General features: G+C 70.6%; 17 protein-coding genes and 1 tRNA gene. 12 read left to right on the top strand and 6 right to left on the bottom strand.

Features of this window, described 5'->3' with window-relative positions; genetic code table 11:
• Positions 1 to 1,063 (top strand): CoA transferase (locus VLG41_RS03610; RefSeq protein WP_325348028.1); only part of this gene is annotated, 1,063 nt, incomplete at its 5' end.
• Positions 1,064 to 1,076: 13 nt separating this feature from the next.
• On the opposite strand, the gene alaS is transcribed toward VLG41_RS03610, so the two are convergent.
• Complete coding sequence (alaS, locus tag VLG41_RS03605; RefSeq protein WP_325348027.1) at positions 1,077 to 3,698, bottom strand: alanine--tRNA ligase; 2,622 nt, start codon at positions 3,696 to 3,698, stop codon at positions 1,077 to 1,079.
• Between the two features lie 186 nt (positions 3,699 to 3,884).
• Here alaS and VLG41_RS03600 point away from each other — a divergent pair, with 186 nt between their 5' ends.
• The 4 genes from VLG41_RS03600 (at position 3,885) to VLG41_RS03585 (ending at position 9,157) form a co-directional block, all read left to right on the top strand.
• Positions 3,885 to 5,363, top strand: coding sequence for an NAD-dependent succinate-semialdehyde dehydrogenase (locus VLG41_RS03600; protein WP_325348026.1), 1,479 nt, complete (start codon positions 3,885 to 3,887; stop codon positions 5,361 to 5,363).
• Positions 5,364 to 5,371: 8 nt separating this feature from the next.
• The gene (locus VLG41_RS03595) at positions 5,372 to 6,979 is read left to right on the top strand and encodes a gamma-glutamyltransferase family protein (protein WP_325348025.1); all 1,608 of its coding nucleotides are present in this window, start codon (positions 5,372 to 5,374) and stop codon (positions 6,977 to 6,979) included.
• Complete coding sequence (locus VLG41_RS03590) at positions 6,976 to 8,268, top strand: Hsp70 family protein (RefSeq protein WP_325348024.1); 1,293 nt, start codon at positions 6,976 to 6,978, stop codon at positions 8,266 to 8,268. Before VLG41_RS03595 ends, VLG41_RS03590 begins: the two co-directional genes overlap by 4 nt.
• Before the next feature lie 121 nt (positions 8,269 to 8,389).
• The gene (locus VLG41_RS03585) at positions 8,390 to 9,157 is read left to right on the top strand and encodes an alpha/beta fold hydrolase (protein WP_325348023.1); all 768 of its coding nucleotides are present in this window, start codon (positions 8,390 to 8,392) and stop codon (positions 9,155 to 9,157) included.
• Between the two features lie 3 nt (positions 9,158 to 9,160).
• On the opposite strand, the gene VLG41_RS03580 is transcribed toward VLG41_RS03585, so the two are convergent.
• The gene (locus VLG41_RS03580; RefSeq protein WP_325348022.1) at positions 9,161 to 10,135 is read right to left on the bottom strand and encodes a LysR family transcriptional regulator; all 975 of its coding nucleotides are present in this window, start codon (positions 10,133 to 10,135) and stop codon (positions 9,161 to 9,163) included.
• A 92-nt stretch (positions 10,136 to 10,227) separates the two neighbouring features.
• Between VLG41_RS03580 and VLG41_RS03575 the strand changes: the two genes are divergently transcribed.
• The 7 genes from VLG41_RS03575 (at position 10,228) to VLG41_RS03545 (ending at position 15,834) form a co-directional block, all read left to right on the top strand.
• Positions 10,228 to 11,556 (top strand): aromatic ring-hydroxylating oxygenase subunit alpha, encoded by a 1,329-nt coding sequence (locus VLG41_RS03575; RefSeq protein WP_325348021.1) that lies wholly within the window; start codon positions 10,228 to 10,230, stop codon positions 11,554 to 11,556.
• Positions 11,553 to 12,020 (top strand): aromatic-ring-hydroxylating dioxygenase subunit beta, encoded by a 468-nt coding sequence (locus VLG41_RS03570; RefSeq protein WP_325348020.1) that lies wholly within the window; start codon positions 11,553 to 11,555, stop codon positions 12,018 to 12,020. The genes VLG41_RS03575 and VLG41_RS03570 overlap by 4 nt, the downstream gene beginning before the upstream one ends.
• Positions 12,021 to 12,051: 31 nt before the next feature.
• On the top strand, positions 12,052 to 13,035 hold the full coding sequence (locus tag VLG41_RS03565; protein WP_325348019.1) for a tripartite tricarboxylate transporter substrate binding protein: 984 nt from the start codon (positions 12,052 to 12,054) through the stop codon (positions 13,033 to 13,035).
• A 62-nt stretch (positions 13,036 to 13,097) separates the two neighbouring features.
• Entirely contained in the window at positions 13,098 to 14,471 is a 1,374-nt protein-coding gene (locus tag VLG41_RS03560) for an MFS transporter (protein ID WP_325348018.1), read from the top strand.
• A gap of 14 nt (positions 14,472 to 14,485) precedes the next feature.
• Positions 14,486 to 15,343, top strand: a complete 858-nt coding sequence (locus VLG41_RS03555; RefSeq protein WP_325348017.1) for a sulfurtransferase — start codon at positions 14,486 to 14,488, stop codon at positions 15,341 to 15,343.
• Positions 15,344 to 15,384: 41 nt separating this feature from the next.
• Positions 15,385 to 15,458, top strand: a tRNA-Gly gene (locus VLG41_RS03550).
• 76 nt (positions 15,459 to 15,534) lie between these two features.
• Positions 15,535 to 15,834: an I78 family peptidase inhibitor gene (locus VLG41_RS03545; protein WP_325348016.1), complete on the top strand. Its 300-nt coding sequence runs from the start codon at positions 15,535 to 15,537 to the stop codon at positions 15,832 to 15,834.
• 12 nt (positions 15,835 to 15,846) lie between these two features.
• On the opposite strand, the gene VLG41_RS03540 is transcribed toward VLG41_RS03545, so the two are convergent.
• The 4 genes from VLG41_RS03540 to VLG41_RS03525 are packed head-to-tail and all read right to left on the bottom strand — an operon-like array spanning position 15,847 to position 20,432.
• Positions 15,847 to 16,833 carry a TIGR03885 family FMN-dependent LLM class oxidoreductase gene (locus VLG41_RS03540; protein WP_325348015.1) on the bottom strand — a complete coding sequence of 329 codons (987 nt, stop codon included), beginning with the start codon at positions 16,831 to 16,833 and terminating at the stop codon, positions 15,847 to 15,849.
• An 8-nt stretch (positions 16,834 to 16,841) separates the two neighbouring features.
• Positions 16,842 to 17,216, bottom strand: coding sequence for a sensory rhodopsin transducer (locus VLG41_RS03535; protein ID WP_325348014.1), 375 nt, complete (start codon positions 17,214 to 17,216; stop codon positions 16,842 to 16,844).
• 25 nt (positions 17,217 to 17,241) lie between these two features.
• Positions 17,242 to 18,870, bottom strand: a complete 1,629-nt coding sequence (locus VLG41_RS03530; RefSeq protein WP_325348013.1) for an alpha-amylase family protein — start codon at positions 18,868 to 18,870, stop codon at positions 17,242 to 17,244.
• Entirely contained in the window at positions 18,867 to 20,432 is a 1,566-nt protein-coding gene (locus tag VLG41_RS03525; RefSeq protein WP_414652431.1) for an alpha-amylase family glycosyl hydrolase, read from the bottom strand. The genes VLG41_RS03530 and VLG41_RS03525 overlap by 4 nt, the downstream gene beginning before the upstream one ends.
• Between the last annotated feature and the right edge of the window lie 16 nt (positions 20,433 to 20,448).

Here is a 20,448-nt window from a genome sequence, read left to right as displayed (position 1 = left end):
CGGCTACCGCGACCCGCAGGTCAATGGCGTGTCGGCGCCGTTCATGATGCTCAACCGCCACAAGCGCGGCCTGGCGCTCAACCTCAAGCTGGAACGTGGCCAGCAGGTGCTCAAGCGCCTGGTGCAGCGCGCCGACGTGCTGATCGAGAACTTCCGCCTCGGCACCATGGACAAGCTCGGCCTGGGCTACGACGCGCTGGCCGACATCAACCCAGGCCTCATCTACTGCGCCATCACCGGTTACGGCCGCACCGGGCCCTACGCGGACAAGGGCGGCTTCGACCTCATCGCGCAGGGCTTCGCGGGGCTGATGTCGATCACCGGCGAGCCCGGCCGTCCGCCAGCCAAGAGCGGCAGCGCGGTGTCGGACATGAACGCCGGCATCCTTGCCACCGTGGGCATTCTGGCCGCCTACATCCACCGCCTGAAAACGGGCCAGGGCCAGATCGTCGACACCTCGCTGGCCGACGCGGCGCTGCAGCAGACCTACTGGCACGCCGCGGTGTGGTTCGCCACCCAGCGCTCGCCCGCGCCCACCGGCTCTGCCCACCTGCTCACCGCGCCCTACCAGGCCTTCGAGGCCAGCGACGGCTGGATCAACATCGGCGGCGCCAACCAGGCCAACTGGGAGCGCATCTGCGAGGTGCTGGGCCACCCCGCGTGGCGCGCCGACCCGCGCTTCGCCAGCAACAGCGACCGCATGGCGCACCTGGACGAACTGGTGCAGCTGATCAACGCCGTGGTGCGCACCCGCAGCCGCGCCGAGTGGCAGGCCGCTTTCGACGCCGCCGGGGTGCCGGCCGGGCCGGTGCACAGCATCGGCGAGGCCCTGAGCCACCCGCAGACCCTGGCGCGCGGCATGGTGGTGGAGACCGTGCACCCGCAGGCCGGGCCCACGCGCGGCGTGGGCTGCCCCATTCACTTCAGCGCCACGCCCACGCCGGCCAGCACGGCGGCGCCGCTGCTGGGCGAGCACACACGCGAGTTGCTGCGCGAGGCCGGTTACGGCGATGCGCAGATCGATGCGTTGATCGACGAAGGGGTGGTGGCGCAGGCGGGCTGAGGGCCGCGGCGGGTCAGACCCGCTCGGCCACCCAGCCTTGCACCGAGGCCAGCGCCTGGCTCAGCCCGCTCGGGTCGGTGCCGCCGGCCATGGCCATGTCGGGCTTGCCGCCGCCCTTGCCACCCACCTGCTGGGCGACGAAGTTCACCAGCTCGCCGGCCTTCAGCTTGCCCACGCTGTCGGCCGTGACGCCGGCCGCCAGTTGCACCTTGCCGCCGTCCACCGCCGCCAGCACGATGGCCGCGCTCTTGAGCTTGTCCTTGAGCTTGTCCATGGTGTCGCGAAGCGTCTTGGCATCGGCGCCATCCAGCGTGGCGGCCAGCACCTTCAGGCCCTTCACGTCGACCGCGCGGCCCAGCAGTTCGTCGCCCTGGTTCGAGGCGAGCTTGCCCTTGAGCGCGGCGATCTCCTTCTCCAGCGCCTTGATCTGCTCCAGCGTCTGGCCCACGCGCGTGGTGAGTTCGGCCACCGGTGCCTTCAGCGCGCCCGCGGCCTGCGCCACGGTGCGCTCCAGCGACTGCAGGTAGGCCAGCGCGTTCTCGCCCGTCACCGCCTCGATGCGGCGCACGCCGGCGGCCACGCCGCCTTCGCCCACCACCTTGAACAGGCCGATGTCGCCCGTGCGTTGCACGTGCGTGCCGCCGCAGAGTTCGCGGCTGCTGCCGATGTCGAGCACGCGCACGGTGTCGCCGTACTTCTCGCCGAACAGCATCATGGCGCCGGTCTTCTGGGCCGCTTCGATGTCCATCAGGCGGGCCTGCGTGGCCGCGTTGGCCAGGATCTCGGCGTTCACCAGGGCTTCGATGCGGCGGATCTGCTCGTCCGTCAGCGGTGCGTTGTGCGCGAAGTCGAAGCGCGTGCGCTCGGCGTTCACCAGCGAGCCCTTTTGCTGCACGTGATCGCCCAGCACTTCGCGCAGGGCCTTGTGCATGAGGTGGGTGGCACTGTGGTTGCGCACGGTGGCAGCGCGTTGGGCGGTGTTCACTTGCGCGTTCACCGCGTCCCCCACGTTGAGCGTGCCCTGCTCCAGCGTGCCGTGGTGGCCGTACACGTCGGCCTTGATCTTCTGGGTGTCGCTCACCGCGAAGCGTGCCGATCCCGCGGCGATCAGGCCTTCGTCGCCCACCTGGCCGCCGCTCTCGGCGTAGAAGGGCGTGCTGTCGAGCACCACCACGCCGCTCTGGCCCTGCTTGAGCGCGGCCACCGAGGTGCCGTCCAGGTACAGCGCGACGATCTTGGCCGGGGCTTCGAGCTGGTCGTAGCCCACGAAGGCGTTGCCCGCGCCGCTGTATTCCAGCGCCTTGTCCATCTTGAACTTGCCGGCCGCGCGCGCCTGCGCCTTCTGGCGCTCCATGGCGGCGTTGAAGCCAGCCTCGTCCACCGTTACGCCACGTTCGCGGCAGACGTCGTTGGTGAGGTCGAGCGGGAAGCCGTAGGTGTCGTGCAGCTTGAAGGCGACATCGCCGGGCAGCACCTTCTGTTCGCCCGCCAGTGCGGCGTCCAGGATCTCCATGCCGTTGGCCAGGGTCTCGTAGAAGCGCTCTTCCTCCGCCTTGAGCACCTCGGTGATGCGCTGCGCCTGCTTCGCGAGATGGGGGTACGCGGCGCCCATGAGCTGCGCCAGCACCGGCACCAGCTTGTGGAAGAACGGCGCCTTCTGCCCCAGCTTGTAGCCGTGGCGAATGGCGCGGCGGATGATGCGGCGTTGCACGTAGCCGCGCCCTTCGTTGCTCGGAATCACGCCGTCGCTCACCAGGAAGGCGGTGGCGCGGATGTGATCGGCGATGACCTTGAGCGAGGGGTTGGCGAGGTCCGTGGTGCGCGTCTCGCGCGCGGCGGCCGCGATCAGCGCCTCGAAGATGTCGATCTCGTAGTTGCTGTGCACGTGCTGCAGGATGGCGGCCAGGCGCTCCAGGCCCATGCCGGTGTCCACGCAGGGCGCGGGCAGGGGTACCACGCTGCCGTCTTCCTTCATGTCGAACTGCATGAACACGTGGTTCCAGATCTCGATGAAGCGGTCGCCGTCTTCGTCGGGGCTGCCCGGGGGGCCGCCGGGGATGTGCGGGCCGTGGTCGTAGAAGATCTCCGAGCAGGGGCCGCAAGGTCCCGTGTCGGCCATCATCCAGAAGTTGTCGCTCTTGTACTTGCCGCCCTTGTTGTCACCGATGCGGATCACGCGCTCGGGCGGCAGGCCGATCTCTTTCGTCCAGATGTCGAAGGCCTCGTCGTCCTCGTGGTAGACGGTGGCCAGCAGGCGCTCCTTGGGCAGCTGGTAGACCTCGGTCAGCAGCTCCCAGCCCCACTTGAGCGATTCGCGCTTGAAGTAGTCACCGAAGCTCCAGTTGCCCAGCATCTCGAAGAAGGTGTGGTGGCGCGCGGTGTAGCCCACGTTCTCCAGGTCGTTGTGCTTGCCGCCGGCGCGCAGGCAGGCCTGCACCGAGGCCGCGCGCACGTAGGGGCGCTTGTCGGTGCCCAGGAACACGTCCTTGAACTGCACCATGCCCGAGTTGGTGAACATGAGCGTGGGGTCATTGCCCGGCACCAGGGGGCTGGACGGGACCACGGTGTGCCCCTTGGAGGCAAAGAAGTCCAGGAAGCTCTTGCGGATGTCGGCGACGGAGACGGGGGCGGTCATGGGGGCCTTTTCTGACTGCGGGTATCGGGCGCGTGCTGAGCACGCGAACCCGCTATTTTCCAACATGCCGCAGGACTATGCTCGGCCCTGGAACCAGCGCACAATCGCCCCGATTTACTTAACAAGTTAAATTTCAGCCTTTCCCCCGATTTTTCCGCTGCCGCGCGAGACCCAACGGAGACTCCCATGGACATGAAGACTTCCCCCCTGGCCCTGCTGAAGGACCCGAGCCTGCTCAAGACCGATGGCCTGATCGACGGCCAGTGGGTCAAGGGCAGCGCCCGCTTCGACGTGCACGACCCCGCCACCGGCCTGAAGCTGGCCGACGTGGCCAACCTGGGCGCGGCCGACGCCGAGGCCGCCATCGCCGCCGCCGACAAGGCCTGGCCGGCCTGGCGCGCCCGCAGCGCCAAGGAACGCGCCAACCTGCTGCGCAAGTGGTACGACCTGCTCATGGCCCACCAGGAAGACCTGGGCCGCATCCTCACCGCCGAGCAGGGCAAGCCCTTCGCCGAGGGCAAGGGCGAGATCGCCTACGGCGCCAGCTTCGTGGAGTGGTTCGCCGAAGAGGCCAAGCGGATCAACGGCGAGACCCTGCCCACCTTCGACCCCAACCGCCGCCTGCTGGTGCTCAAGCAGCCCATCGGCGTGTGCGCGGCCATCACGCCCTGGAACTTCCCCCTGGCCATGATCACGCGCAAGGTCGCGCCGGCCCTGGCCGCGGGTTGCCCCGTCGTCATCAAGCCCGCCGAGCTCACGCCGCTGACGGCCCTGGCCGCGGCCGAGCTGGCCATGCGCGCGGGCATTCCGGCGGGCGTGCTCAACGTCATCACCGCCGATTCGCAGCAGAGCATCGCCGTGGGCAAGGCCCTGTGCGCCAGCGACACCGTGCGCCACCTGAGCTTCACGGGTTCCACCGAGGTCGGCCGCATCCTGATGGCGCAGTGCGCGCCCACGGTGAAGAAGCTCAGCCTGGAGCTCGGCGGCAACGCGCCCTTCATCGTCTTCGACGACGCCGACGTGGACTCCGCCGTGGAAGGCGCGCTGGCCAGCAAGTACCGCAACGCCGGCCAGACCTGCGTCTGCGCCAACCGCTTCTACGTGCAGGCCGGCGTGTACGACGCGTTCGTGCAGAAGTTCGCCGCCAAGGTCAAGGCCTTCAAGGTGGGCAACGGCTTCGAGGACGGCGTGGTGCAGGGCCCGCTGATCGAAGACGCGGCGGTGGAGAAAGTGCAGCGCCACGTGGACGATGCGCTCGCCAAGGGCGGCACCGTGGTGGCCGGCGGCAAGAAGCTGCAGGGTCAGTTCTTCGAGCCCACGGTGGTGGCCGGCGCCACCGCCGACATGCTGTGCGCGCGCGAGGAGACCTTCGGCCCCTTCGCGCCCATCTTCAAGTTCGAGACCGAGCAGGAAGCCATAGCCGCCGCGAACAACACCGAGTTCGGCCTGGCGAGCTACTTCTACAGCCGCGACGTGGGCCGCATCTTCCGCGTGAGCGAGGCGCTGGAGTACGGCATGGTGGGCATCAACGTGGGCATTCTGGCCACGGAACACGTGCCCTTCGGCGGCGTCAAGCAGTCGGGCCTGGGCCGCGAGGGCTCGCACCACGGCATGGACGACTACGTCGAGATCAAGTTCCTTTGCCTGGGCGATGTGCTGAAGTGACACACCCGATGCGCTTCACCTGGAACAACCCCTACCCCGTCTCGCGCGCGCCGGTGATGGCGCGCAACGTGGTCGCCACCACGCAGCCGCTGGCCGCGCAGGCCGGGCTGCGCATGCTGCTCAAGGGCGGCAACGCCATCGACGCGGCCATCGCCACCGCCGCCGCGCTCACCGTGGTGGAGCCCTGCTCCAATGGCCTGGGCAGCGACAACTTCGCCATCGTGTGGGATGGCGAACGGCTGCACGGCATGAACTCCTCGGGCCTGTCGCCCATGGGCTGGAGCAAGGACTACTTCGACCGCAAGCACGGTGGCCAGATCCCGCTGCGCGGCTTTGACGCGGTGACCGTGCCGGGCGCGGTGGGCGGTTGGGCCGCGCTGTCCGAGCGCTTCGGCGCCCTGCCCTTCGCGGACCTGATGGCGCCCGCCATCGAACTGGCCGAGCGCGGCCACGCGGTGGCACCGGTGATCGCGCACAAGTGGGCACAGGCCGTGCCCCTGCTGCACGACAAACCCGGCTTCGCCCAGGCCTTCCTGCCGCACGGCCGCGCGCCGCACGCCGGCGAGCGCTTCAGCTTCCCCGACGCCGCCCGCGCGCTGCGCGCCATCGCCGACACGCGCGGCGAGGCCTTCTACCGCGGCGAGATCGCCGCCGCCATCGACGCCTTCGCTCGCGAGCACGGCGCGCAACTGCGCGCCAGCGACCTCGCCGCGCACCGGGCGCTGTGGGTCGATCCCATCGCGGTGAACTTCGCCGGCCACACCGTGCACGAGCTACCGCCCAACGGCCAGGGCATCGCCGCGCTGATGGCGCTGGGCATGCTGGAACAACTCGACATCGGCCGCTTCGAGCCCGACAGCATCGAAGGCCAGCACCTGCAGATCGAGGCGATGAAGATCGCCTTCGCCGACACCTACCGCTGGGTGGCCGACGAGCGCTTCATGACCGAGGTGCGCGCGGCCGATCTGCTCGACCCGGCCTACCTGCGCGAGCGCGCGAAGCTCATCGACCCCACGCGCGCCATCGACCCCGGCCCGGGCCAGCCGCCGCGCGGCGGCACGGTCTACCTCACCACCGCCGACGCGCAGGGCCGCATGGTCAGCCTCATCCAGTCCAACTACCTGGGCTTCGGCAGCGGCGTGGTGGTGCCGGGCTGGGGCGTGAGCCTGCAGAACCGCGGCCACGGCTTCACCCTGCAGGACGGCCACCCCAACCAGGTGGCCCCGGGCAAGCGGCCCTTCCACACCATCATCCCCGGCTTCGTCACGCGCGAGGGCCGGCCGGTGATGGGCTTCGGCGTGATGGGCGCCAACATGCAGCCGCAGGGGCATGTGCAGACCCTGGTACGCATGCTGGTGCACGGCCAGCAACCCCAGGCCGCCAGCGACGCGCCGCGCTGGAAGTGGAGCAAGGGCCTGGACGTGGACTTCGAGGCCACCATGGCCCCCGCGCTGCGCGACGGCCTCAAGGCCCTGGGCCACCGCTTCGAACCCACCGCCGACACCTACCTCGACTTCGGCAGCGGCCAGTTCATCGCGCGCCTCAGCGAGGACATCGAGGACGGCTACGTGGCCGCGAGCGACTCGCGGCGAGATGGGCAAGCGGTGGGGTTTTGAGCGCCCCGCCCTTCTGCGCCATCGACTTCGGCACCTCCAACTCCGCCATCGCGCTGTCGACGCGAGGCCGCATCGAGCTGATCGAGGTGGAGCCCGGCCGCCACACCATGCCGACCGCCGTGTTCTACCGCGTGGAGGGCCTGGCGGCGCATGAGGAGCCGCAGCTCGCCTATGGCCGCGACGCCTTGGCCGCCTACATGGAAGGGCACGAGGGCCGGCTCATGCGCTCGATGAAGAGCATCCTCGGCTCCAGCCTGGCTGAGCAGAGCACCGAGGTCGGTGCCGGCCGGTCGGTGCGCTACCTCGATGTGGTATCGAGCTACCTGCGCCACCTCAAAACGCTGGCCGAGCGCCAGGCCGACGCGCCGCTGGAGCGCGCGGTGCTGGGCCGGCCGGTCTATTTCGTCGACGGCGATCCGGCGCGCGACGCGCAAGCGCAGCAGGCCCTGGAGCATGCGGCGCGCGCCGTCGGCCTGCGCGAACTGAGCTTCCAGTACGAGCCCATCGCCGCCGCGCTCGATTTCGAGCAGACCACGCAGCGCGAGCAGCTCGTGCTGGTCGCCGACATCGGCGGCGGCACCTCGGATTTCTCGCTCGTGCGCGTCGGCCCCGAGCGCCGCCACCGGCTGGACCGCCGCGACGACATCCTGGCCAACCACGGCGTGCACGTCGCCGGCACCGACTTCGACCGCCAGATCGAACTCGCCAGCATCCTGCCGCTGTGCGGCTACAAGGGCCTGGGCCCCGCGCGCCCCGGCGAGACGCCGCGCGAGGTGCCCAGCCGCGTGTACTTCGACCTCGCCACCTGGCACCTCATCAACACGGTCTACAGCGCGCCGCGCGTGGCCGAGCTGCGCCGCATGCGCTCCTTCTATGCCGATGCGCAGCAGCACCAGCGCCTGATGACCGTGGTGAACGAGCGCCTGGGCCACGCGCTGGCTGCACAAGCCGAGACGGCCAAGATTGCCGTCGCCCAGGGCGGCGCCACCCGCATCGACCTGGCACGGCTGGCGCCGGGCCTGCACGCCACGCTCGATGAACCGCAGGCCAGGCACGCGCTGGACGCGCAGTTGCAGCGCATCGTGGCAGCGGCCGACGAGACGCTGCAGGCCGCGGGCGTGCGCGCCGACGCGGTGGACGCCGTGTACTTCACCGGCGGCTCCACCGGCTTCAAGCCGCTCACCGACCGCATCGCCGCCCACCTGCCGGCCGCCGCCGCCGTGCACGGCGACCGCGACGCCAGCGTGGCCCGGGGCCTGGGCGTGCACGCGCAGCGGCTGTTCGCCTGAACCGTCCCCGCCCACGGGCGCGCACTCGCTCAGCGAGATATCGCGTATCGCCCGCAGCGATGCACACGCGCCACCCCGGCCCGTAGACTGCCCGGCATCCCTCACGCCACGCCAGACACGCATGAACATCAGCCAGGACGGACAAGGACCCACGGTGGTCCTGAGCCACGCACTCGCCCTCGACCGCCACATGTGGGATGAACTCACGGCCCTGCTCGCCCCGCGCTACCGCGTGGTCCGCTACGACCACCGGGGCCACGGCCAGGGCCCGAACCCCGACACGCCCTACACCATCGACGACCTCGCCGACGACGCGGCCGCCGTGATCCGCTCGGTCTCGTCCGCGCCCGTGGTGTTCGCCGGCCTGTCGCTCGGCGGCATGGTGGGCCAGGCCCTGGCGGCGCGGCATCCCTCCTTGCTGCGCGGCCTGGCGGTGATCAACTCCGCCCCGCACTACGCCGACCGCACGCTGTGGGACACACGCATCCAGGCCGTGCGCACCACGGGCATGCCCGCCGTGGCCGAGGCGTCCATCGACCGCTGGTTGACGCCCGCGTTCCGCCAGAGCACCGGCGGCCAGGCGGTGGTCGCACGCCTGCGCCAGAGCCTGCTCGACACCGACTCGCTGGGCTACGTGCGCGCCTGCGAGGCCATCGCCGCCATGGACCTGCGCCCCGGCAACCGGCGCATCACCACGCCCACGCTCATCGTCGCGGGCCGGCACGACCTGGCCACGCCGCTGGCGCAGTCGCAGGCCATCGCCGCCGACATCGCGGGCGCTCGCATCGTCGAGGTGGAGGCCGCGCACATCAGCGCGGCCGAATGCCCGGATGAACTCGCGCGCGTGCTGGACGAGTGGATGCGCACGCTGCCCGCCGTGGCGGGCTGAGCCTCATTCCCGAGGCGCGTTCGCCGCGCGGCCGTTGCGGTCGTAAGCGCGCGCCTGCAGGCGCGGAAACTCGCGGATCAGCGCCTGGCGCAGCCACTGGTTGGCCGGGTCCGTGTGCGCGCTGCGGTGCCAGTACAGGTTGGCTTGAAACGTGGGCGGGCGAAACGGCAGTTGCACCTGCTTGATGCGCGGGTGGTCGATGATGAAATCGGCCAGGGCCTGCGGCACCACGGCCACCGCATCGCTCTCGGCCACGATCACGGGCACGCTCATGAAGTGCGGCGTGCGCAGCACCACGTCGCGCTGCAATTGGCGCCGCTGCAGGAAGCGGTCGAACACCTCCTGGCTGCGGCCGGTGGCCTCCACCACCACGTGCGGCAGGCGCGCGAACTGATCCGGCGTCATGCGTTCGCCCAGTTCCGGGTGGCGCGTGGCCGCGATGCAGGCGAAGGAGTGCAGCGCGATGCGCCGGTGCATGAAGGCCGAGCCCTTGATGTCGGGGTAGAAGCCGGCGGCCATGTCCACCTCGCCCGCGGCCATGGCCTCCTCCAGCTCGCGCGGCGACATGAACACCGAACGCAGGCTCATGCGCGAAGCGTTTTCCTTCAGCGCCCGCAGCGCGATGGGCAGGTAGATGCCCTCGGCGATGTCGGTGAGCGCGATGCGGAACTCGCGCGTGGAAGTGGTGGGATCGAACACCGGCGGCTTGAGCACCTCGGCGTCCACCGCACGCATGATGCCGCGCACCGAATCGGCCAGGCTGCGCGCGCGGCTGGTGGGCTCCATGCCCGTGGCGCCGCGCAGGAACAGCGGGTCCCCCAATTGCCGGCGCAGGCGCGCCAGCGCGGTGCTCAGGCCGGGCTGGCTCATGTTCAGGGCCTGCGCGGCGCCGCCGACGCTCCTGGCTTCGTACACCGCGAGAAACACCCGCAACAGGTTGAGATCGAATCGGGGAGTGGCGTCCTGTCCCATCTGCATTCCAGATATCGCTGATCGCGTTCATCTTATCGACTTATGGGTGACGCGTCCCTAGCATCCGCAGCTCTGATCCCCTCAAGCCCCCACGAGACATGGAAACGACCCACTGCGATCTGCACGACGCCGCCGCGTGCGCCGACGCCGCGCCCGAGGCCACTGCTCACGCCACCCAGGCCACCGTCGCCCCGCCCGTGAGCCTGCGCTGGCCCGCCGGTGGTGCCACGCGCGTGCCCTACCGCGTCTTCTCCGACCCCGCCATCTACCAGATGGAGCAGGAGAAGATCTTCCGCGGCCCGGTCTGGCACTACCTGTGCCTGACCGTGGAGGTGAAGAACCCCGGCGACATCCGCACCTCGTGGATCGGCGACACGCCCATCATCGTGACGCGCGACGAGAACGGCGAGCTGCACGGCATGGTCAACCGCTGCGCGCACAAGGGCGCGCTGGTGTGCCTGAAGGAGCGCGACAACAAGAAGTCGCTGACCTGCGTGTACCACGCCTGGAACTACCGCCTCGACGGCCAGTTGCGCGGCGTGGCCTTCCAGAAGGGCGTGAAGGGCAAGGGCGGCATGCCCGAGGATTTCGACGTGTCGAAACACCGCCTGCAGCCGATCCGCGTGTCGGTGGTCGCGGGCATCGTCTTCGGCACCTTCTCCGACGAGGCGCCGCCGCTGGAGGAGTTCCTGGGCGACCGCATCACCGCCTTCCTCAAGCGCAACATGGACCACCCCTTGAAGATCCTCGGCACGCACAGCCAGATGATCCACAACAACTGGAAGCTGTACGCCGAGAACGTGCGCGACTCCTACCACGCCACGCTGCTGCACACCTTCTACACCACCTTCAAGGTGAACCGCCTCGACATGGACGGCGGCATCATCCTGTCGGACAAGAAGTGGCACCACATCAGCTACAGCAAGCGCGCCACGCTGGACGCCGCCGCCGAGTACACGAGCGCCGAGGTGCACTCCGCCAAGTACAGCTCCGAGCTCGACGGCCCGCAGCTGCTGCAGGCCTGGGACGGCTTTGACGACCAGATCACGCACAGCATCCAGACCATCTTCCCCACGCTGGTGAGCCAGCTCACGCTGAACTCCCTGGCGGTGCGCTTCGTGGTGCCGCGCGGCGTGGACAAGACCGAGCTCTACTGGGTCTTCCTGGGCTACGAGACCGACACGCCCGAGCAGGAAAAGATGCGCGTGATGCAGGCCAACCTCACCGGCGCGGCGGGCCTCGTCGCGCTGGAAGACGGCTGCATCAACTCCTTCGTGCAGCGCGGCACGCGCGGCTCCGACGACAAGGCCTCGTTCATCGAGATGGGCGGCAGGCTCGCCGAATCGAACGAGTCCTCGCGCGCCACCGAAGCGGCCGTGCGCGGCTTCTGGCACGGCTACCAGACCATCATGGGGTTCCACGAATGAGCAGCAGCACGGACCAGATCGCCGACTTCCTGGAGCGCTACTGCCACACGCTCGACGATGGCCTGTTCGAGGACTGGAGCGCCTACTTCGAGGACGACGCCACCTACCACGTCACCACGCGACAGAACGTCGAGGCGGGCATGCCCATCGGCATCGTGCTGTGCGAAGGGCGCGGCATGATGGACGACCGCATCAAGGCGCTGCGCATCGCCAACATCTTCGAGAACCACACCCACCGCCACGTGGTGGGGCGTCCGCTGATCGAACCGAAGGCCGACGGGCAATGCGCCGTGCGCTCGTCCTTCGTGATCTACCGGACCATGCACACCGGCCAGACCGAGGTCTTCGCGACCGGTCGCTACGACGACGTGCTCAGGCCGGGCCCCCAGGGATGGCGAATCGCGCAAAGACGCGTCGTGCTGGATTCGCGGATGGTCGACACCCTGATGGTCTATCCGCTCTGATCGCCCCCACAACGTTTCGGAGACACACCCCATGACACCCACGCTCTCGCGCCGCCTCGCGGCACTGGCGCTGCTCGGCGCCGGCCTCTCGCTCACGAGCCCGCTGGCCCTGGCCAACGACACCTGGCCGACCAAGGCCATCCGCATCGTCGTGCCCTACGCGCCCGGGGGCATCGGTGACATCGTCGCGCGCATGATCCAGCCGGCGCTGCAGGACGAACTCAAGCAGCCGGTGATCATCGAGAACAAGCCCGGCGCCGCCGGCAGCCTGGGCACCGAGTTCGTGGCCAAGGCCGCGCCCGACGGCTACACCCTGCTGCTGGCCCTGGCCGCGCCGCAGACGCTCAACCAGTACATCTTCAAGGTGGGCTACGACGGCGTGAAGGACTTCGCGCCCATCACGCTCATCAACACCAACCCGCTGGTGCTGATGGTCAACCCCTCGCTGCCGGTGAGCAACTTCAAGGAATTCGTCGCCTACGCCAAGGCCAACCCGGGCAAGCTCAACTTCGGCGGCGCCGGCGGCCTCACGCAGTTCGCGGGCGAGATCCTCAAGCACCAGCTCGGCCTCAACATGATCCACGTGCCCTACCGCGGCGGCGCGCCCGCCGTGGCGGCCGCCGCGGCCGGCGACGTGCACATGAGCTTCGCCAACTACTCCGACGCACTGACCTGGATGCAGTCGGGCAAGCTGCGCGCCATTGCGCTCACCAGCGCGCGCCGCTACCCGCAGACGCCCGACATCCCCACCATCGCTGAGTCGGGCGTGCCGGGCTTCGACGTCACCGGCTGGAGCGGCCTGTTCGCGCCGGCCGGCACGCCGCCGGCCGTTGTCGAGCGCATCGCCAACGTGCTGCGCCCGGCCCTGCAGACGCCGGAGATGCGCAAGCGCATGGCCACCGTGGGCGCCGAGCCCGGCGGCAACTCGCCGGCCGAGTTCGGCAAGCAGGTGGCGGACGACGCGCGCAAGTGGTCGGAATTCGTCAAGACCAGTGGCATCCAGGTCACGCAGTAAGCTCGTTGGATGACCTGCGCACCCGAACACCACCCGACCGCGCCCGGCATGGGCGTGCGTTCATGAGCCAGCGCCTGCTCCCCCTCACGGTGGGGCTGGCCTTTTTCATGGAGCAGTTGGACTCCACCATCATCGCGCCGGCCATTCCGGACATCGCCGCCAGCCTCGGCGTCGATGCGCTGAGCCTGAACCTCACGATGACGGTCTACCTGCTGTGCAGCGTGGTCTTCATCCCCACGGGCGACTGGTTGGCCTCGCGCTTCGGCACGCGCACCGTGTTCCAGGCCGCGCTGGGCGTCTTCGCGCTCAGCTCGCTGATGTGCGCGCTGTCCACCAGCCTGCCCATGCTGGTGGCGGCGCGCGCGGTCCAGGGCGCTTCGGCCGCGCTGATGGTGCCAGTGGGCCGCACGTCCATCGTGCACGTCACGCCCAAGCCGCAACTGGTGAACGCGCTGGCCTGGATGATCACGCTGGCCATGGCGGGCCCCATGCTGGGGCCGCCGCTGGGCGGTCTGCTCACCACCTGGCTGTCGTGGCACTGGATCTTCCTCATCAACGTGCCCATCGCGCTGTTGTGCCTGCTGGGCTCGCTGCGCGCCTTCCCGCAGATCCGCCAGAGCGCCGACGGCCGCTTCGACGCGCTGTCGTGGCTGCTGCTCGGTGGCGCACTGGCCATCGTGGTGGTGGTGCTGGAGGGCGTGCGCGAAGGCCGCCCGGGCCTCGTCGTCTGGCTGGCGCCGATGGCGCTGCTGGTGCTGGCCTACGGGTACCGCAGCCGCCGCGTGCGCCTGCCCATGCTCGACCTGTCGCTGCTGCGCGTGCCCACCTTCGCGGCCTCGTTCTGGTCGGGCTCGCTGCTGCGCGTGGGCTACGGCGCCCTGCCCTTCCTGCTGCCGCTCATGCTGCAACTGGGCCTGGGCTACACACCGGTGCAAAGTGGCCTGGTGCTGCTGGCCAGCGGTGTGGTGTCCATGCTCACCAAGACCCAGACCACGCCCATGCTGCGCCGCTGGGGCTTTCGCCGCGTGATGCTGGTCAACGGCTCGCTGTGCGTGGCCGGGCTGGTGGTGTGTGCGCTGTTCCGCGACCACTGGGGCCTGGGTGCCATCGCGCTGGCGGTGTCCATCGCGGGCTTCTTCCGCGCGGTGCAGTTCAACGCCGTGGCGGCCATCGCCTACGCCGAGCTGCCACCCGTGCGCATCGGCGCGGCCACCACGCTCAACACCATGGTGTGGCAACTCGCCATCATGGTCGGCATCTCGCTGTCCTCGGTGGTGGTCACGCTGGCGGCGCGCGCCGCCGGCCGGGCCGAGGCCGCGCCGCCGGACTACGGCATCGCCTTCCTCACCCTGGCCTTCATCGGTTCCCTGGCCACCCCCGCCTGCCTGCGGCTGCGCGACGACGCGGGCAGCCAGCTCAGCGGCCACAAGGCCTGATTCCCCTTCTCCCCATGAACCACACCACCCTCATCAGCGTCGGCGAACTCGCTCAGGCCCTGCGCTCCCCGCAAGCACCGGTCGTGCTCGACTGCAGCAGCGAGCTCGGCGACGCCGACGCCGGCGTGCGCGCCTACGAAGCCGGCCACATCCCGGGCGCGCACCACGTGCACATGCACCGCACCCTGTCGGGCCCACGCAGCGGCGACAACGGCCGCAACCCCTTGCCCGATCCGCTGCTGTTCATGCAGGCCATGGGCGCGCTGGGCATCGGCACCGACACCCCGGTGGTGGCCTACGACAGCAGCGCCGGCGTGTACGCCGCCCGCCTGTGGTGGACGCTGCGCTGGATCGGCCACGACGCCGTGGCCGTGCTCGACGGCGGCCTGGGCGCATGGCAGGCGGCCGGGCATCCCGTGAGCACCGAAGCGCCGCCGCGTCCCCGGCCCGCGCCCTTGAAAGCGCGGCCCTCGCTGGAAAAGACCGTCGGCTACGAGCAGCTGCGCGCCAACGTCGATGCGCCGCGCTGGCTGGTGCTGGACGCGCGGGCGCCCGATCGTTTTCGCGGCGAGAACGAAACCGTGGACCCGGTGGGTGGCCACATCCCCGGCGCGCGCAACCGCCTGTTCCGCGACAACCTGCAGGCCGACGGCCGCTTCAAGCCGGCCGCGCAACTGCGCGCCGAATTCGAGGCCCTGCTGGAAGGGCGCTCGCCCGAGGCCGTGGTGAACCAGTGCGGCTCGGGTGTGAGCGCCTGCCACAACCTGCTGGCCATGGCCGTGGCGGGCCTGGGCGGCGCGGCGCTCTACCCGGGCTCCTGGAGCGAGTGGTGCAGCCGGCCCGGCGCGCCCATCGCCACCGGGGCGGCGTGAGGCAGGATGGCGCGCGCGAGACGCTAGAATCCGCCCCTGCCGCGGGTGTAGTTCAATGGTAGAACGGCAGCTTCCCAAGCTTCATACGAGGGTTCGATTCCCTTCACCCGCTCCACCGCCTCCACGCGCGAACGCCCTCGGTCGCCCACGCCCACCGACGTTCGCCGACACCTGACCCGGGAGGACCCCCCATGAAACCGACATCCCTCGCCACCGGCGCCGCCGCGTTGCTGAGCCTCGGCCTCGCGGCCTGCCAGAGCCCGGCCCAGCCCGCGCCGGGCGGCCCCGCCGGCGCCTGCCGGCCCGACGCCGCGCAAGCGCTCGTCGGCAAACCCGCCGTCAGCGACGCCGAAGCCCGCCGGCTCACCGGCGCCACCCTCGTGCGGCAGATCCAGCCCGGCCAGGCGGTGACCATGGACTTCCGACAGGAGCGGGTCACCATCGAGACCGACACCAGGACCGGCCAGATCGTTCGCGCGGCCTGCGGCTGAGCCGGCCACCGATCAGGCCCCGGCCCGGGCGATGCGCGGCAGCACCTGTGCCGCGAACGCGGCCAGCGCCTCCTGCTGGTTGGTGCCGACGTTGTGAATGAACACGCGCTCGGCGCCGAGTTCGAAGTCCTCGGCCAGCCAGGCCGCGTGGCGCCCCAGGTCGGCCGAGATGCGCACCGCGCGATCCATGTCCTGTGGCCGCACGCTGGCGGCCCGGGCCTCGAACGCCGCTGGCGTGGCCAGTTCGGCCGCCGCCTGGCTGTCGAGAACATTGGTGCGCCACTGCTCGAACGCCATCTCGCGCGCGGCCCGCTCGCCACCGGGCGGCGGCGCCCAGGCGATCTTGGCCTGCACATACACCGGCCGCGCCGCGCCCGCGCCCTCATGGAAGGCCTCGATGGTGGCGCGCATGTGATCGCGCGGACCCGACACCATGATCAGGCCGTCGGCCCATCCGCCCGCCCAGCGCGCGGTCTGCGGCGTCAGGGCCGCCGCGAACACCGGCGGCGGCCGCTCGGGCAGCGTGTACAGGCGCGCGCGGTCGACACGCACGGCGCCGTCGTGGTCGACCTCTTCACCGCGCCACAGTGCGCGCATCACCTCCACCGACTCCTGCAACATCTGCTGGCGCCCCGCCTTCGATGGCCAGAACCGGCCGGTGATGTGTTCGTTCAAGGCCTCGCCGCTGCCGGCCGCCACCCAGAACCGCCCGGGGAACATGGCGGCCAGCGTGGCGCAGGCCTGCGCCACCACGGCGGGGTGGTAGCGGCCGAACGGGCAGGTGACCACGCCGGCCGACAAGGCGGTGCTCGCCAGGGCCGCGCCCAGCCAGCACCAGGCATGGCCCGACTGGCCCTGCTGCGCGCTCCAGGGGTGGAAATGGTCGGAGCAGCTCAGGGCCGCATAACCGGCCTGCTCCGCCAGGCGGGCGCAGCGCAGCAGCTCGCCCGGTGCGAATTGCTCGTGCGAGGCGTGAAAGCCGATGCGGCTGGTGGACACGGCCGCCCTCAGCCGGCCGCGTAGGCCATGGTGCTCATCAGGGCCAGCTCGGCCTGGCGCGAATCCAGGCGCGTGTGCTGCACCACGATAGGCTCGCTGGAGCGGATGACGCTGGCGTAGTCGGTGTCCCGCGGCACGGGACGGGGCGACTCCAGGTCGTTGAAGCGCAGGTGCCGGCAGCGGCGCGCGGGCACCGTCAGGCGATAGGGACCCACGGGCTCCTGGTCAGCGAAGTACAGCGTGATCTCGACCTGCGCGTCGCGCTCGCCGGTGTTGAGCAGGCAGGCGGTCTCGTGGCTCGTCAGTTGGGGCGCGGGGCCGGTGCTCGTGGCCGGTATGTAGCCTTCCGCGATCACCCACAGGCGTTGTCCGATGTGTTCCATGGCGAATCCTCCAGTGCCTCGGCGCTCAGGCGCGGTCGCGGCGCCGCCTCAGCCAGCGGTAGCCGTTGGCGTGCAGCGTCAGGCGGCCGGGTTGCGAATCGCTGCGCGCGTAGGGGCCGTCGCACAGCACGTCCACCAGGGTCTCCAGCGCGCGGCCGGGCAGCGCGAAGCGCACGGCCTTGGGCGCCAGGTTGGCCAAGGTGATCAGGGTTTCCTGCGGCAGGCGCCCGCGGTGCTCGATCGCCAGCACCGAGGGGCAGTCCGTGCCGAGCACGCGGAAGTGGCCGCTGCCCATCGCGGGCGAGCCGATCCGCGCGCGCGCCATCTTGCCGATGCGCGCGAGCAGCGAGCGGTCGTCGAGCGCCTGCTGGTACACGTTGACGCGCTGGTAGCGGAACGGCCCCTTGTCGATCAGCGGAAGGTCCAACTGCTCGGGCGCGACGGTGGAGAAGCCGGCGTTGCTCTCGTCCGACCACTGCATGATGGTGCGCACCGCGTGGCGCTCCGCGAGCGAGAGGTCGTCGCCCATGCCGATCTCGTCGCCGTAGCGCACGATGGGTGTGCCCGGCAAGGACATGACGATCGCGTGCGTGAGCGCGATGCGGTCGGCGTCGCCATCGAGCATCGGCGGCAGCCGGCGGCGGATGCCGCGGTCGTAGATGCGCATGCCCGGCTCGGGCGCGAAGCGATCGAGCACCTCCTGGCGCTCCGAAGGACTCAGGCGCTCGAGGTCGAGCTCGTCGTGGTTGCGCACCCACACGGCGTACTGCGCGCCGGCCGGCGCGCGCGGCTGGCGGCGCAGGGCGCGCTGCAGCGGCTCGGCGGCGCCGCGCGCCAGCGCAAGGTACAGGTGGTTGTTGAGCCAGAAGTTCGACACCAGGCTCAGGCGGTCGCCGTCGCCGAAGTAGCGCGCGTAGTCGCGCGGCGGCACGTCGACCTCGCCGAACAGCACGGCCTCCGGGTTGCGCGCCTGCACGAAGGCGCGCAGCTCGTTCATGAGCCAGTAGCCGTCGTCGCGCGGGTCGGCCAGCTTGGCGCGCTCGATCATGTGCGAGGCCGCGTCCACGCGGAAGCCCGCCACGCCCATGCGCAGCCAGAAGGCCATGATGCGAAAGATTTCCTCGCGCACCGCCGGGTGCGCGAGGTTGAGGTCCGGCTCGTGGCGGTAGAAGACGTGGCGGTAGTACTGGCCCGCGGCCTCGTCCCAGGCCCAGACGCTGTTCTCCACCGTCGGAAAGATCGGCTTGACGTCGGTGGCCTCGGGCTCGTCGCTCCAGACGTAGTAGTCGCGGTAGCGCGAGTGCCGGTCGCGGCGCGCCGCCTGGAACCAGGGGTGCTGGTCGGACGTGTGCTGCGCCACCAGGTCCACGATGACGCGGATGCCGAGGTTCTCGGCCGCTTCGAGCACGGCCACCATGTCGGCCATCGTGCCCAGGCGCGGATCGATCGCCATGTGGTCCGCCACGTCGTAGCCGCCGTCGCGAAACGGCGAGGCGTAGAACGGCGTCAGCCACAGGCAGGTGACGCCGAGGCCACGCAGGTAGGGCAGCCGCTCCACCAGGCCCGCGAGGTCGCCCACGCCGTCGCCGTCGCTGTCCTGGAAGTGCGTGACGTCGGCCTGGTAGATGACGGCGCTGCGGTACCAGTCCTTCATGGCGCGCCCCCGGCCGGGGCCAGCAGCAGGCCCTGTTCCTCATGGACGGTGCCGTCGTAGTCGCGGCCCTCGCGGCCCGGCTGCGTGGCGAGCCGCACGCGCCACGCGCCCGGCAGCTCGACCAGCAGGGCGTGCGCGGCGAAGTTGATGCAGACCACGCGCTCGTCCTCGCCGTGGCGGCGCCGATAGGCCAGCACCTCGGGCGGCCCCGGCAGTTCCTCCCAGTCGCCCAGCCGCAGCGCGGCGCAGGCCCGGCGCTCGCGCAGCAAGGCCCGGTACCACTGCAGCATCGAGTCGGGCTCGGCCTCCTGCGCCTGCACCGACAGCGCGCCGGCATCGGGGGGAAACGGCAGCCAGGGCTCGGCGCCGGCCCAGCCGTGCGGCGCGGCGCGCCGCCAGGGCAGCGGCGCGCGGCAGCCGTCGCGCCCGCCCGGGTCCACGCGGCGCTCGGGGTGCACGGCGGCGTCCTCCAGCCCCAGCTCCTCGCCCTGGTAGATGAAGGGCGTGCCGCGCAGCGTGAGCAGCAGCAGCGCGGCGGCGCGCGCGCGCCGCATCGAGCCGCCGTAGCGGCTGCGGTGGCGCACGTTGTCGTGGTTGGACAGCACCCACGTGGGCCAGACGTGCTCGGCCCGCATCAGCCGCTCCACCTCGCGGATGCAGGTGCGGAACACCACCGGGTCCCAGGGCGCGTCCAGCGGCGGGAAGTTGAACGACATGTGCAGCTCGTCGCCGATGCCGTAGTAGCGCACCACGCTCTCCGTGGAACGGATGTTGACCTCGCCGACCAGCACGCGCTCATCCGCGTAGGCGTCCACCACGCGGCGGATGCCGCGCAGCACCTCGTGGCTGTGCTCGTGGTCGTTGAAGCTGGACAGCGGCTCGCCGGCCAGGCAGCGCGGGTGGTCGGCGAAACACGCGTCCTTGCCGGTGCAGTGCGCCACGTCGATGCGAAAGCCGTCCACGCCGCGGTCGAGCCAGAAGCGCAGCACGCCATGCATGGCCTCCACCACCGGCGGGTGGCGCCAGTTCAGGTCGGGCTGCTGGGACAGGAACAGGTGCAGGTAGTACTGCCCGGTGAGCTCGTCCCAGGTCCAGGCGCTGCCGGCGCCCAGGGCGGCGCGCCAGTTGTTGGGCTCGTCGCGCCAGATGTACCAGTCGCGCCGCGGGTTGTCGCGCGAGGCGCGCGATTCGACGAACCAGGGGTGCTGGTCCGAGGTGTGGTTGGGCACGAAGTCGAACAGGAGGCGCAGGCCGCGCGCGTGGGCTTCGTGGATGAGGTGGTCGGCGTCGGCCAGCGTGCCGAACAGCGGGTCGATGTCGCAGTGGTCGCTGATGTCGTAGCCCGCGTCCGCCATGGGCGAGCGGAAGACGGGTGACACCCAGATGGCGTCGGCGCCCAGCGCCTGGATGTGGTCCAACCGCTCGCAGATGCCGCGCAGGTCGCCGATGCCGTCGCCGTTGGCGTCGGCGTAGGAGCGAGGGTAGATCTGGTAGACGACGGCACCCCGCCACCATCGGGTGAGGGGTGCGGTCGGGGCAGGCTCGGGCTCGGGCGGGGGCATGGCAGCGGATGGGGCT

The organism is Hydrogenophaga sp., from assembly GCF_035481345.1.
Lineage (GTDB): Bacteria > Pseudomonadota > Gammaproteobacteria > Burkholderiales > Burkholderiaceae_C > Hydrogenophaga.
The sequence above is the reverse complement of the archived record's forward strand: the minus strand, read 5'-3'. Positions and strand labels throughout refer to the sequence as shown.

Bases quoted from the DNA above. Each gene is read 5' to 3' on its own strand.
- VLG41_RS03570 (WP_325348020.1), top strand. From the start codon at position 11,553: ATGAGCAGCAGCACGGACCAGATCGCCGACTTCCTGGAGCGCTACTGC.
- VLG41_RS03600 (WP_325348026.1), top strand. From the start codon at position 3,885: ATGGACATGAAGACTTCCCCCCTGGCCCTGCTGAAGGACCCGAGCCTG.
- VLG41_RS03585 (WP_325348023.1), top strand. From the start codon at position 8,390: ATGAACATCAGCCAGGACGGACAAGGACCCACGGTGGTCCTGAGCCAC.
- VLG41_RS03595 (WP_325348025.1), top strand. From the start codon at position 5,372: ATGCGCTTCACCTGGAACAACCCCTACCCCGTCTCGCGCGCGCCGGTG.
- VLG41_RS03535 (WP_325348014.1), bottom strand. From the start codon at position 17,216: ATGGAACACATCGGACAACGCCTGTGGGTGATCGCGGAAGGCTACATA.
- VLG41_RS03560 (WP_325348018.1), top strand. From the start codon at position 13,098: ATGAGCCAGCGCCTGCTCCCCCTCACGGTGGGGCTGGCCTTTTTCATG.
- alaS (WP_325348027.1), bottom strand. From the start codon at position 3,698: ATGACCGCCCCCGTCTCCGTCGCCGACATCCGCAAGAGCTTCCTGGAC.
- VLG41_RS03555 (WP_325348017.1), top strand. From the start codon at position 14,486: ATGAACCACACCACCCTCATCAGCGTCGGCGAACTCGCTCAGGCCCTG.
- VLG41_RS03545 (WP_325348016.1), top strand. From the start codon at position 15,535: ATGAAACCGACATCCCTCGCCACCGGCGCCGCCGCGTTGCTGAGCCTC.
- VLG41_RS03580 (WP_325348022.1), bottom strand. From the start codon at position 10,135: ATGCAGATGGGACAGGACGCCACTCCCCGATTCGATCTCAACCTGTTG.
- VLG41_RS03530 (WP_325348013.1), bottom strand. From the start codon at position 18,870: ATGAAGGACTGGTACCGCAGCGCCGTCATCTACCAGGCCGACGTCACG.
- VLG41_RS03575 (WP_325348021.1), top strand. From the start codon at position 10,228: ATGGAAACGACCCACTGCGATCTGCACGACGCCGCCGCGTGCGCCGAC.
- VLG41_RS03525 (WP_414652431.1), bottom strand. From the start codon at position 20,432: ATGCCCCCGCCCGAGCCCGAGCCTGCCCCGACCGCACCCCTCACCCGA.
- VLG41_RS03565 (WP_325348019.1), top strand. From the start codon at position 12,052: ATGACACCCACGCTCTCGCGCCGCCTCGCGGCACTGGCGCTGCTCGGC.